At 31.9% G+C, this 13,026-nt stretch carries 17 protein-coding genes and 1 pseudogene; 17 read left to right on the top strand and 1 reads right to left on the bottom strand.

Annotated features, from left to right (window positions below; genetic code table 11):
- Positions 1 to 405 precede the first annotated feature (405 nt).
- From JZY04_RS20375 to JZY04_RS20360, 4 genes are read left to right on the top strand one after another with little or no spacing between them, the layout of a single operon-like run.
- Positions 406 to 855, top strand: a complete 450-nt coding sequence (locus JZY04_RS20375) for a DUF3791 domain-containing protein (RefSeq protein WP_004295329.1) — start codon at positions 406 to 408, stop codon at positions 853 to 855.
- Positions 852 to 1,331: a DUF3990 domain-containing protein gene (locus JZY04_RS20370; RefSeq protein WP_032844865.1), complete on the top strand. Its 480-nt coding sequence runs from the start codon at positions 852 to 854 to the stop codon at positions 1,329 to 1,331. Before JZY04_RS20375 ends, JZY04_RS20370 begins: the two co-directional genes overlap by 4 nt.
- Positions 1,332 to 1,352: 21 nt before the next feature.
- Entirely contained in the window at positions 1,353 to 1,613 is a 261-nt protein-coding gene (locus JZY04_RS20365) for a hypothetical protein (RefSeq protein WP_032844863.1), read from the top strand.
- Complete coding sequence (locus tag JZY04_RS20360; protein WP_032854356.1) at positions 1,600 to 2,466, top strand: zeta toxin family protein; 867 nt, start codon at positions 1,600 to 1,602, stop codon at positions 2,464 to 2,466. The genes JZY04_RS20365 and JZY04_RS20360 overlap by 14 nt, the downstream gene beginning before the upstream one ends.
- Before the next feature lie 49 nt (positions 2,467 to 2,515).
- Here the strand turns inward: JZY04_RS20360 and JZY04_RS20355 are convergent, their stop codons facing one another.
- Complete coding sequence (locus JZY04_RS20355; RefSeq protein ID WP_042994651.1) at positions 2,516 to 3,181, bottom strand: M23 family metallopeptidase; 666 nt, start codon at positions 3,179 to 3,181, stop codon at positions 2,516 to 2,518.
- 40 nt (positions 3,182 to 3,221) lie between these two features.
- Between JZY04_RS20355 and JZY04_RS20350 the strand changes: the two genes are divergently transcribed.
- The 13 genes and pseudogenes from JZY04_RS20350 to JZY04_RS20290 all read left to right on the top strand — a co-directional run bounded on the left by JZY04_RS20350 (position 3,222) and on the right by JZY04_RS20290 (position 12,734).
- Positions 3,222 to 3,941, top strand: coding sequence for a DUF4099 domain-containing protein (locus tag JZY04_RS20350; protein ID WP_118413924.1), 720 nt, complete (start codon positions 3,222 to 3,224; stop codon positions 3,939 to 3,941).
- Between the two features lies 1 nt (position 3,942).
- Positions 3,943 to 5,502, top strand: a complete 1,560-nt coding sequence (locus JZY04_RS20345; RefSeq protein WP_118413923.1) for a DUF3945 domain-containing protein — start codon at positions 3,943 to 3,945, stop codon at positions 5,500 to 5,502.
- 4 nt (positions 5,503 to 5,506) lie between these two features.
- Positions 5,507 to 6,616: a toprim domain-containing protein gene (locus JZY04_RS20340; RefSeq protein WP_007559154.1), complete on the top strand. Its 1,110-nt coding sequence runs from the start codon at positions 5,507 to 5,509 to the stop codon at positions 6,614 to 6,616.
- Positions 6,613 to 7,116 carry a PH domain-containing protein gene (locus JZY04_RS20335; RefSeq protein ID WP_005647342.1) on the top strand — a complete coding sequence of 168 codons (504 nt, stop codon included), beginning with the start codon at positions 6,613 to 6,615 and terminating at the stop codon, positions 7,114 to 7,116. Before JZY04_RS20340 ends, JZY04_RS20335 begins: the two co-directional genes overlap by 4 nt.
- A complete protein-coding gene (locus tag JZY04_RS20330; protein ID WP_007559156.1) occupies positions 7,097 to 7,804 on the top strand; it encodes a hypothetical protein in 708 nt (235 codons plus the stop codon). Before JZY04_RS20335 ends, JZY04_RS20330 begins: the two co-directional genes overlap by 20 nt.
- Positions 7,805 to 8,641, top strand: a complete 837-nt coding sequence (locus JZY04_RS20325; RefSeq protein ID WP_007559158.1) for a topoisomerase C-terminal repeat-containing protein — start codon at positions 7,805 to 7,807, stop codon at positions 8,639 to 8,641. It abuts the gene before it with no gap.
- Positions 8,638 to 8,991: a hypothetical protein gene (locus JZY04_RS20320; RefSeq protein ID WP_004295339.1), complete on the top strand. Its 354-nt coding sequence runs from the start codon at positions 8,638 to 8,640 to the stop codon at positions 8,989 to 8,991. The genes JZY04_RS20325 and JZY04_RS20320 overlap by 4 nt, the downstream gene beginning before the upstream one ends.
- Positions 8,992 to 9,002: 11 nt before the next feature.
- Entirely contained in the window at positions 9,003 to 9,281 is a 279-nt protein-coding gene (locus tag JZY04_RS20315) for an HU family DNA-binding protein (RefSeq protein WP_004295340.1), read from the top strand.
- The gene (locus tag JZY04_RS20310; protein WP_004295341.1) at positions 9,272 to 9,544 is read left to right on the top strand and encodes a hypothetical protein; all 273 of its coding nucleotides are present in this window, start codon (positions 9,272 to 9,274) and stop codon (positions 9,542 to 9,544) included. Before JZY04_RS20315 ends, JZY04_RS20310 begins: the two co-directional genes overlap by 10 nt.
- 10 nt (positions 9,545 to 9,554) lie before the next feature.
- Complete coding sequence (locus JZY04_RS20305) at positions 9,555 to 9,998, top strand: hypothetical protein (protein WP_032586840.1); 444 nt, start codon at positions 9,555 to 9,557, stop codon at positions 9,996 to 9,998.
- Between the two features lie 174 nt (positions 9,999 to 10,172).
- Positions 10,173 to 10,397: a hypothetical protein gene (locus JZY04_RS20300; RefSeq protein ID WP_004295344.1), complete on the top strand. Its 225-nt coding sequence runs from the start codon at positions 10,173 to 10,175 to the stop codon at positions 10,395 to 10,397.
- A gap of 3 nt (positions 10,398 to 10,400) precedes the next feature.
- Positions 10,401 to 12,355 (top strand): annotated as a pseudogene (locus tag JZY04_RS20295) (type IV secretory system conjugative DNA transfer family protein).
- Positions 12,348 to 12,734, top strand: coding sequence for a helix-turn-helix domain-containing protein (locus JZY04_RS20290; protein WP_007559164.1), 387 nt, complete (start codon positions 12,348 to 12,350; stop codon positions 12,732 to 12,734). The pseudogene JZY04_RS20295 and the gene JZY04_RS20290 overlap by 8 nt, the downstream one beginning before the upstream one ends.
- Positions 12,735 to 13,026: the final 292 nt, after the last annotated feature.

Below are 13,026 nucleotides of genomic sequence, written 5' to 3'. Positions count from 1 at the left end.
TAAAGAGATAAACAAACCTTTAAAGCTGGTTTGGCTGCCAGTATAAAGAACAGCAAACAAAATCATGAATATCTTAAGATTTCTTTTAAGTAGCCTTTTATGGGCTATTGGTGGGGTTCTTGTATTAGCAATCTATGCGTATAGTGAACTAGTCTATTTGATTTTTATTTGCATTGCAATACTAGGATTAACCATCTACTACAGAAAATCCATAATAAAAATGTACGCAGAAATCTTTAATGAGCTAGGAATCAATAAGTATGTTATACAAATTAAAAATCTAAAGAAATACAAAGAACCTATTTACAAACTAATCAATACAATAGGTCTATGATAATTGTTTTTTCTCTATCTTTGCTAAATACATCAGCAAGATAGCTATATAAAATTAGAAAATAAATAGTTATGGAAACTAATCAAACATATCAAAATGAACTTGGTTCGGCTATGCTCCCATTTGTTATGAGAGAATTGGTTGATACAGTCATGAAAAGAAAAACGCTACCTTTAGAAGATGCGTTATACTATATATATTCTTCCAATTTGTATAAGGCATTATTGGACGAGAATACAAAACTGTGGTATTCAAGCACATTATCACTTTATGAAGCATTAGAAAAAGAGAAAACAGAACAGAAGAAAGTACAAAAGGACAATCCAAAGATATTGCTTTTTCAAATGTTTTGTGCTGAAAATTATAGGGAAACTAAAAATATAAGTGCTAAAGAAACTCTTTTGCTGTTTTCCAATCATGGCGTTTTTGAATTTCTATATGAAAATTTTGAAATGCTGCACACACAAGATACAGAGTATATATTAGATACTATAATAACTTATATCAATAAAAAGGCATGAAACTATATCACGGCTCAACAGTTACCGTCAAATCCCCTAATATACAGAAAGGGCGTAAAGCTACTGACTTTGGAAAAGGATTCTATACGACAACTAATTTTGAACAAGCTAAGAAGTGGGCAATACTCAAAAGGAATCGGGAACATGGTAAAAAGGCTGTCGTTTCAGTTTATGAAGTCCCCGATAATATTCTTGATAGAGAGTTTTCAGTCCTTCGGTTTGAGGGTGCTACAAAAGAGTGGCTGGAGTTTGTAGTTAATAACCGCAGAGGAAAAGGAAAAAACAGCTATGATTTAATAATGGGACCCGTTGCCAATGACCAGTTATATGCAACAATCCGGCTTTATGAACAAGGTGTTGTTACGGCTGATGCAGCGATTGAAATGCTAAAGACCCATAAGCTTTTTAACCAACTTTCATTTCATACAGTGAAAGTTATTCCATTATTAAAATTCACAGAATCTATTGAAGTATAAATCATAAAACTATAATGAACCATGAATAAAGAAATGAGTTTGGATGTTGCCCTTGATATTATCGGGACGCTCCGCATGATGAAAATAGATGAATTATCAAAAGAAACAGACCCAATAAAAATAGAAATATTGGAGAAAGAATTTAATGTACTTACCATAGAAGAACGAATAGCGCAAGGACTTGAACAATTTGAAGGTTGGAAAGACGTGCGCTTATCAGTCATGGATAAGATACAAAACTATTATGCACCCAAATTAAGAGCATATTATGCAGCGCAATGAAGTAGAAGCCATTTTTCAAGAAAGAAAGGAAAAACTTCTCCAAGGTATAACACCTTCAACTAATCCCATAGCTATTATTATGGGAGGACAGCCAGCCTGTGGTAAAAGTTTTCTTTTAGAAATTGCCAAATCTGATAATATAGATAAAAAATTTCTATCTATAAATGGTGATTTATACAGAGAATTTCATCCTGAAAAGGCTAAATTGATAAAAGACCCTATTAAATATCCTATTGAAACTCAAATATTTTCAAGCGTATTCACAGAAAAACTTATCGAAGAAGCAATCAAAAGTAGGTACAACATCATTATTGAGGGAACTATGAGAAATCCAGATGTGCCTTTAAAGACTGCCAAAATGTTTAAAGATGCAGGATTTAGAGTTGAAGCATATATTATTGCAGCCCCCAAGGAGTTTACCCAACTGGGACTTTACAACAGGTATCAAGAAGAAGTACTAAGTAAAGGACAAGGACGATTAGCCGACATTGATTCACATAACAAAGCCGTAAATGGACTAATGAAATCCGCAAACCAATTATACAGTGACAAGGCTGTAGATAAGATTTCTATCCACACCTACTTAGCGAAAGAAAGAATTAAAGATTTTAACCTAGTAAATGGTGAATGGAGTTGTAAAAGTATGCCATCTATTTTTATAGATGAAAGTCGTGCAAAACAGATGAAGAATAAAGAAATACTTAAGACTAACATTCAAACAGGAAAAGAACTTATTGAATCCGTCACGAACCCTGAAGTAAAAAAAGGAATGAAAGAAGCTCTGTCACAACTTCAATCTTCATTAGAAAAAGTTCAAAGACAAGAAAAAGGATTAAAAAAAGGTTTCTTCTGATTCTTCAAATAAAAAGAGAGGACTGGATTTTCCAATCCTCTCTTTTTATTTACTTGCGTCTTAACTCATTATCTATTTGCTGTGAAATTTGTCCTTTAACGGTTCTGATTACCTCATTAATATAATCAAGAATTGGCTTAGGGTCTATAGTCTTATCTTTGTATTCCATTTGAAAATGTAAGTGTTCTCCTGTACTGCGCCCAGTACTTCCACTAATACCTATTGGTTGCCCAGCTTCAACAGCTTGTTTCGCATTTACAAGCACACTGTATAAATGCCCATAGATAGAAGTAAAATCACCATGACGCACTTCTACATAATTGCCCAACCCTTTATTTTTTCCTGTTTTTACAACCATTCCCGGCATTATCGAATAAACATAGTCGTTGTTGCCTTTAAGGTCTATCCCTCTATGATTTGCTATTTTTCCAGTAAATGGGTCTTTTCTTTTACCATAATGGGAAGTTATCACCATTGAATCAATGGGCAAAGATAAATACCTTCTTTGCTTCCAGTATGCAAGCCGTTCTGTAGTCAAAGCATCATTGACGACAACAGCCTTTTCTTTTTCTTCTATCAATTTATTTTCTGTCGTTGCTAATACAGGTTCCGCTTTAGGAATATCCTTTTTCTGTAATACCGTATTAAACTGACAGTAGCCATTCACTGAAAAAAACAATGAATAAGCAAAAAACATGATAAATTTATTCTTCATATTGATATTTTTATTACTTTTGGGCAAAAATATACATTACATGGATAAAAAGCAAGCTATTTTTAATGAAAATGATATTCCATATAAAGAATTAGAACTAATAGGAATATCAAAAAAACAGATATGGTCTTTGGATAAGGCAAATATCACAGCTCTATTATCTGGAAAGAGGACCAGTTTACTAGACCTTTCTTTTCACGATAATAATGGAGAAGAAATAAGTATGAAAGGAAAAATAAGTTTGTACTGGAAAGACAGCAACAATGCTGGCGTTAAAATTCATCCAGTCAGACCAGAAATAATGAATGATATAAACCTTAAACCAAAGGAGTTAGAACGACTTCAAGATAACGAGATAATAACAAAAACTATTAACAATGAAAAATATCTCGTACAATTAGACCCTGAAACAAACGAATTGCTTAAAACAAAAATCAAAAGTATTTCAATACCTTCAAACATAAAAGGTGTTGAGCTGGATAAGCAACAAAAGGAAACTCTAAAATCAGGTAAGGAATTAATTTTGAATGTTGACAAAGAAAAAATTGCCATAAGATTAGATTTAAATAATCCAAGAGGAATAAAATTCCTAGACTTCGAGCAGCAACAGAAAATAGCTTATGACCGGCATAACCCACAAATTATAGGAACTATTCATACTGATAAAAACAGAAATGAATATATAGAATACATGAAAGGACAAAAAACAGCACTTGGAAATGAATCGCAATCTAAAGTAGAACATAAATTCAAATTATAAAATGGAAGAAAAGAAAAAATTTGAAGCTTTGCAATATAGTTATGAAAATGCCGGACAATTCCGAGCAATAGCAGCAATTCTTGGATATTCAGAAGAATATCGGAATGGTGATATTACCTTTTCCAAAGGTAATGAAACATATACTTATCCACTGAATACACTTAAACTTGGCAATTTAGGAGATAATAGAGAATCTTTATTAGAGCAATCTAAAGAAAGAATAATCAGTTTCTTTGATAAAGAACAAGCTAGCAATAATTTCCAAGAATATAGCCAATATTTACGAGAAAACCACAATGTTGCAATTATAAAATGGGATGATATAAAACAAGGTACTAACAAGAATGAAGGATATAAAGACGGATTTACAGTCATTGACCTTGAAAATAAAATTGCATATAAAGGAGAAGACCTTTATCGATATGCTTATGAACAAAACCAAACCCTAGATGGTAAAGGTTCATATGTTGATATAGACTGGAACAAGTTTAATGAAGTAGGAGTTAAACCGGAAAATTTAAGCCCCGAAGATGTTGCAAACATCAAAAATGGGAAAAAAACAGGTATGCTAAATTTTTCCATTGAAGATACTCCCGGTAATAGAACACTTCTAGACAATGAAAAAGTGTCTTATAAAACAGAAAATGGAAAACTCCATTTTGAAGGGAAAGCAACAACTCTTAAATATATAACAGCCGAGAATACACCTGAAAATAAATCTAAATTAAAAGCCAACGAAATTGATTTCAAAGAAGAAGGTAAACGCATCAAAATTGATGGTATCAATGCTAGAAAACTAGCAATCGCAGCTATTACAGTAGTTTACCCAATCGCTGGGATTGCTATCTTGCTCATTCCTAAACGACAAGAAATAAAAAATGATTTATCCTTTACTAAGGATGAAATAAAAGCCCTAAAAGCTGATAATGTCGTAGTAAAGACTAATTCAAAAGGAGAAAGAACATTGCACCAACGTGACAAAGATACTAATGAGATAGTATCAATAAAAGCAAAAGACATTCATATTCCCCAAAAACTTGGAGGAATAGAGCTTACTCCTATGCAGCAAGAAAATCTCAAAAATGGAAAAGAAATTACCATTGTAAACGAGGAACTAAACAAAGCTGCAAAAGTAAAACTAGATTTGAATGCCAGAAATGGATTATCAATCAAAGATGCAAATACTATAGAAATTAAAGCGACTGAAAAGAAAGAACAAACAATAGGGAAAGAAAGATATATATCTGATAAAGAAAGATTAGAGTTTGTAGCCCAAAAAGGAGCTAAAGGGATTGATGAAATTTTTAAAGATAAACCCACCGAAATGGCTGCCTTTTTAGAGAAACATAAACTTTCTAAAGATTATGCTTCTTACAAGGAAGTAGAAAAAACATATTCCAGCTCTAGGGAAGCTACTAAACAAACTGTCGGAGAACAAATATCTACCCAAATGGATAAAATAGATAGTTCTATTAAAGCAACAGCGAAGCAAGAAGCATCTATTCTCGGATATGGTAGAACCTACGGAAAAAATAATGATACTCCAACAATGAAACTATAATATTATGCTAACATTTGACGATTATAAGGCTAAAATATCCATCATTCAAATACTTGAAGATTTAGGATATAAACAAGACATTAGCAAAGGAAAGGTTTCGCCTGTTTTTAAACTGACAGACGGAGCAGGTAACAAGTTGGATGAAATCATCATCAAGAATCCTCATAGTGTACAAGAACACTACTATGATAGGAATTATAAAGGTGGAGATTTAATTCAGTTCATCAAAAATCATATTAACGACTTCCCACAATTCCAACATCAAAATACATTTGTGCGAATCAATATGATTTTAGGACATTACGCAAATGAGCCTTATAGTCCTAAATATGAAGCATTCAAAGTTGTAAAAGCAGAAAACAAATCTTTTGACAGAGATAGATATAAAGAATTTCCTACTACACTCGCTGATTTAAGATTTCTCACAAATGAAAGAAATATAAATCATCAAGTCGTAGAAAAGTTTCTACCATTTATCACAAGGGTTAAAGACTTACAAGGAAACGGCAATTATTATAATATAGGTTTTCCCTATATTAATCCAAAAGATAAAGACAACAAAGTAACAAATTACGAATTAAGAAACTATGGATTCAAAGGAATGGCTGCCGGAGGTGATAAAAGTAACTCGCTTTGGATTGCTGATTTTTGCCCACACCCCCAAATGGCAAAACATATATACTTTGCAGAATCCGCTTTAGATGCTATGAGCTTCTATCAGCTCAATGCTAACAAAATCAAATTAGAAGAAAGTGTTTTTTGTAGTGTAGGAGGGTACATTTCAGTTAATCAAATAAAAAACACTTTATTGCGATACCCACAAGCTAAAGTACATACCTGTTTTGATAATGATTTAAACGGTAATTTGTATGACATTAAAGTGTCTGGAATCATTAGTAATACAGAAATGACAATAAAAGAAAATAAAGATGATGTGCTGTTTAAAACTAAGGGTAGAGAATTCACTATTAACAAAAATGACGTTTCACTAGAAAGTTTTAGGGAAAAAAGCAAAATAATAGCTCCTATGATTTCTCATAAAGCAGAAAAAGCAAAAGATTTCAATGAAATTCTAATGAAACAACATGAACAAAAAAAAAGTATTAAGTTATGAATGATGGAACAAACATAGCTTCTGATGATATTATATTAAAGCCTAAATTCCGATATTGGTTAATGAAGAATTTCCTTTTAATCACATTAGCGATTTTCGTATTCATTTTTAGTAAATATATAAGAGAACATGAATTATTAAAATTTATCAGTGGAACGATATTAGTATTGTTGATATTTATAATTTTCTACAGATATATTTCAATGTTACTTTGTACAAAATGGATTATAACTAGAGAGCAAATAAAAATATATCAAGGAGTGCTTTCAAAAAGGATTAACTACATAGAATTATATCGGGTATATGATTATGAAGAAAAGCAAAGTTTTATCCAGTCTTTAATAAACAACACCAATATCTACATTTATTCTGGCGATAAATCAACACCAGAACTACTGATGAATGGTCTTAAAGCTAATAGTGATATAATTCAAACCATCAGAAATAGAGTAGAAGAACAAAAAAAGAAAAAAGGAATATATGAATTTACAAACAGATAATGATATGAAAAGAGTGCTTTTATTTTTTTCCCTAATGTTACTGTTAGGCAACATAAAAGGACTAGCACAATCTATTGTCATTGACCCGGTAATGATTGGAACATTGGTTTATTCCCATCAGGAGCAACAAGGTGTATTGAAAGACATACAAAGTGAGGAAACAAAAATCCGCAACTTTCAAATTTTAATCCAACAAAAAATGAATCAAATTCAATCCTTACAGGAGAAGACATACAACTATCTTTCTACAGTTAATGCAGTTGTGAAAAATGGAAAAGATATTATTTATGCTTCAACCTTAGCTAGAGACATAGCTAAATACCAATCCGAAGCAGCTAAATATGCAGTTGGAGACCCTAAATTATTAACCATAATTGCAAAAACAGAGTATGAGCTTATCAGTCGAAGTGTAGATTTAATGATATACATAAACAATATAGCATTGCAAGGCGGTGAAAAAAATCTTATGGATAATAAGCAAAGGATAGATTTATGTATTCATGTGGTCAATGAACTTAGACGAATGCGAGGACTTGCATACGCTGTATGCCGACAAATGAAATCCGCTAAAAGGGCTGGAGTACTAAAAACACTTGTACCCGGACAATTTAAATATGTAAATAGTGGGAAACAAAAAGTAGATAATATTTTAAACGGTATTAAATGGATTAGTAAAGGAGGATATTAAATGGATAATGATACAATCAAAGATTTAGGCTTATGCCCTATTTGCCAGAAAGGACACATAATGAAAGGCAGTTTAGGATATTCCTGTAATTACTTCAAAAACATGAATGACAAATGTACATTTAATATTTATCATTCATATTGGGGAAAAGAGATTACAGAAGAAATAGCCAGGCAATTAATAACAACAGGGAAAACAGATATATTTCATGACTTCCATAATAAAAAAGGAGTTCCTTTTTCTGCATATCTGACTATCGAAAATGGAATCGTTATTCCTTCTTTCGTAAATGAAGTATTAGAAACTCCGTGTCCTGTGTGTGGTAGAGAAATTGAAATTTTACTAAATGGATATGCTTGTAAAGGGTATTCGCAAAAGGACAAGGACAACAACAGAGTTTGTAACCTCTATATACCCAAAACTATTGCACAAAGAGAAATACCATTGGAAGCAGCAGAAATACTTGCCAGAGGAAAAAAAACACCGTTTATGACTGGATTTAAATCAAGAGAAGGAAATGATTTTTCTTCACGGCTGGTTCTAACAGAGAACTTAGATATTTCTTTTGACAATACATTGTGTAAGTGTCCTAAGTGTGGAGGAAACTTATATATAAACAAAAAAGCCTATAATTGTTCCAACTATAGAAATGAAGCCATAAAATGTGATTTTGTCATTTGGCGTGAAATGTCAGGACGTTCTATAACTCCCGAAGAAGCAATAGAACTTTGCGAGAAAAAAGAAACACCTGTGTTAACTGGATTTCATGATAAAAACGGGCAACCGATGGAAAGAAAGCTTGTACTGAACGATGATTTTAAAATAAAACTAATATGAAAATAGAATTTATAATTTATAGCCATTTTTTTAAAGAGAGAGGAATGAAGGTAAAGGGTGATTGGAATTTTCCGCATCTTCCAAGGATAGGCGAAGAAATTTCACCTCACATTATAATGTTTCAGAATGAATTTACCTATCAAAATTTATTAGAATATCTAACAGATGAAGCTAAAAGTGATTTTAATAAATTCAATGATGGTGAGGATGATTTAGAAGGAAATTTTAAAGCATGGGTATATGATGTTATCTGTGAGGTCAATATAGTTGAATCAATACATTATAGACCAGATACAGAAGACTATACCCAAATTATTCCTGAAATTTGTTTAAGTGATTTAAGTAATTAAATATTATTGATATGCAAATGAATAAGACTGATTTAATCAAAATGGTTGCTGAAAAGGCAAATAAACCAACAAAAGAAGTAGCAGAAATAATTGATAGTTTTTTCAAAGAATTATCTCAAAATCTAAGAGAAAAAGATGTTTCTATAAAAGATTTTGGTACTTTCAAAAAGATTATTCAGCCAGCTCGGATAGCTAGAAATCCGGCAACTGGAGAACCTGTAGAAGTTCCAGAAAAGGAAGTTGTTAAATTTAAGCCGTCCAAAAATATACTAAACATGAAATGGCTATGATAGAAATAAACATCCATATTCCTATAGATGGTGTGAACAATATTTCTATACCAATCCAATTACCTGTAGTTCCAAGGGTTGGAGAAAAGATTTATCTATCTGACAAACAAATAAATAATTTGATAAGTCTATTAGAAGAAGAATATTACCACAATCCACAAACAGAAGAATGGAAAGAATCAATAAGACGGTTCACCAATATTGAGGAAGTAGCATATAATGCTGCAAATGGAACGATACACATTGAATTATCAACTATTTAAAAGAAACAATATGAAAAAGTATTTATCATTAGTAATGATTGGTTTAAGCCTTATGTTGTCTGGATGCAATAAAGACGATAACAACGACCCTAATACTCCACCTACAGGAGATACAGGAAAAGTACGTTATGAAGCTACCGTAAGCGACCCAGAAAATTTCAAACTTCTAATACATTATACAGTAGGAGTAGATATTTCTTCCGAAGCTCCCGAAGAAGCTGCCAAAGAAATTATTGTAGAAAGTCCATTCACATTTGAGCAAGAAGCCAAACAAGGAACATATTTATGGCTATCTGCCTACCCTATACCTAAAGATGAAGAAAACCTTGAAAATTTACAGCTACCTAAGACAGTCGAAGTAAAAATTTTTATTGATGATAAGCTGCATAAGTCTAACAGTGGTGAAAATTATGCAATGGTTCAACATATATTCGGACAAGAAAATTACCAGTAGAATTGATACCTTTTCTGCCTGCACTGGAGAGAAACCGGGAAGGAATTTGATACCGTACTTTTCCGGGTTCTGCCCGGCATGGACGATAAGAGAACATTATTATGATACCAAAAAATAAAAACCAATACCACTCTCACTGCATAAAAGAGTGGTATTTTCATTTGAATTAATAAAATGAAAGACCAAAAAAGATTATTACACAAGTGCCTATTAGAAGACATTCCAGCTTTTGTAATATGCGGAACAGATATTTGTTCCGTTCAAGCAATGGAAGCATATTACCAGATAGCAGTAGAAAAAGGTTGCAATAGCAATTTTTTAGAAGACTTGAAATTAGCTATAGAAGATTTCAAGGCTTTTCAATGTGAGGAACCTGAAAAAGTTAAAATACCCGATTAAATCATGGAAGAAAGCAAAGAATTACAAAAACTATATGGATTCATGCAAGCATTCATTTATATAACTGTTTGCATAGAGATTCTACTATTTGTTCATTTTCCCTTTAGTGAACAAATTATGCCCTTATTATCAAAAATGGCAAAAATTCCTATCTATTCTAATATTCTTTATAGTAAACTATTTACATTCTTTATTATAATGGTTACTTGCATTGGAACACGTTCAAAAAAGGATTTAGAATTAGACCCGACTAAACAAATCATTTTTCCTTTAATCTTTGGATTCATAATGTTCTTTGGAAGTATATGCTTTCTTTTCTTTAAAGAAAAAGGAGAAACTAGTTTAGAATGGTATAATATAGCTTACATTATACTATCAATAATTGGAGCGACATTAATAAATTCAGCTCTAGATAACATTTCCAAACGTATTAAATCAAACTTTATGAAAGATAGATTTAATATAGAGAATGAAAGCTTTGAACAATCTAAAGACAAGGTAGAAACAGAATTCTCTGTCAATATTCCGATGAAGTTTTTCTACAATAGAAAGTGGCATAATGGGTGGCTGAATATATGCAACTGTTTTCGTGGAACTTTCGTAATAGGAACGCCTGGAAGTGGTAAATCTTTTTCTGTTATAAATTCTTTTATAAGACAACATTCAGCTAAAGGATTTGCAGAAGTTGTTTACGACTTCAAATTTCCTGAACTTGCCAAAATTGCATATTATAATTATCAAAAGAACAAGCAATTAGGAAAAATACCAAGTAATTTCAAGTTCAATGTCATTAATTTTTCTGATATTGAATATAGTAGAAGAATAAACCCATTGAAACGAGAATATATAGAAATCCTAGCAGATGCAACAGAAACGGCAGAAGCATTATATGAGAGTTTACAAAAAGGCGACAAAGGAAGTGGAGGTAATAGCGATTTTTTTAAAACATCAGCAGTAAACTTGTTAGCAGCTTCTATTTATTTTTGGTCTAGATACGAGAATGGCAAATATTCAGATTTACCGCATGTACTGGCTTTCCTTAATCAAGAATATGACGTACTTTTTAAAGTCCTCTTTTCCGAACCTGAATTAAAATCACTAGTTTCCCCATTTGAAGCTGCATATAAATCAGGAGCAGTGGACCAATTAGAAGGACAGATGGCAAGTCTAAAAGTACAGTTATCAAGACTAGCAACTAAAGAATCTTTTTGGGTATTTAGTGGCAATGATTTCAATTTAAAAGTATCAGATAAAAAAGACCCTAGTTATCTTATCATTGCAAATAACCCTAAAACACAAAGCATGAATAGTGCTTTAAATGCACTTATCATTAACCGATTAACTAGACTTGTCAATACAAAAGGTAACTACCCTACTTCAATCATAGTAGATGAATGTCCCACATTATATTTTTATCAACTTGCAACACTACTTTCTACTGCACGTAGCAATAAGGTTTCAATTTGTTTGGGATTACAGGAACTACCGCAATTAGAAGAACAATACGGCAAAGCTACCGCAAAAACTATAACTTCTATTATAGGTAACACTTTATCCGGGCAAGCTAAAGCTCCTGAAACTTTAGATTGGCTACAAAAACTATTTGGAAAAGTTAAGCAAGTAAAAGAAGGCGTTACTATCAGAAGAAACGAAACAACAATTAATATGAATGAACAAATGGATTTTGTTATCCCGGCATCCAAAATATCTTCATTACAAGCTGGTACATTAGTAGGGCAAGTTGCATTAGATTTTGGACAAGAAGATAATTTTCCAACAGCGATGTACCATTGCAAAACCAATTTAGATTTAAAAAAATTAAGAAAGAAGAAGAAGCCTACAAAGAACTGCCAAAAGTATATAACTTTGGGACAGCAGATAATAGAGAGAAATTACTGCAAAAAAACTTTAAGAGAATATACGACGAAGTAGAAACAGTAATAGAACAATATGTATAACATTACATTACCAATTTTAGGCACAAGGTTAAAGCAAATCCGAGAGCATATAGGATATTCCCAAGCTCAATTAGCAGAACAGCTAAACTGTAAACAAAATGCGATTTCAAATCTTGAACTAGGAAAAGGGGGCAGCCTAAAACTTTTATTTCAAGTGCTGAATTTTTATTCTAACTATGTTTTTATAGATTTAATATTTAGTGAAAAGTTTTATCTGATTTCTAATACAGAAGAAGATGAAGCACAAAAAGCCAATTATAATTCTGTTATAATAGAAATTATAAGACAATCAGAAAAAAACTATGAGGATGCTATGTCAAACGCTAAAAAAGAGCTAGAAGCTAATCTTCAAAAAGCCATCAATTTATTACAGCCTTAATAAAATAAAAGAGAGTATTTTGTACTCTCTTTTATTTTCAATATTACTTTAAAGAATTTGTGATACCGTACTTTTCGGAGTTCCGGCACTGATGGGCAAACATGGCATGGTGAAATGATACCGAATTATCATTCCTGGCACACCCTACAGAACAACCTTTTGATACCAAATACAAAAAGCAGCCGGAAGCCGGACGCAAAGAATTGATACCATAAAACCAAAAAAGAAAAGTGTTTTCTAAACTAGCCTAACCAAAATCTTTTGTTTCACAAAACGACCCTTTTTCTGTACT

The sequence above is a fragment of the Bacteroides sp. 11BF genome (assembly GCF_019633765.1).
In the GTDB taxonomy this organism is placed as follows: domain Bacteria; phylum Bacteroidota; class Bacteroidia; order Bacteroidales; family Bacteroidaceae; genus Bacteroides; species Bacteroides hominis.
The sequence above is the reverse complement of the archived record's forward strand: the minus strand, read 5'-3'. Positions and strand labels throughout refer to the sequence as shown.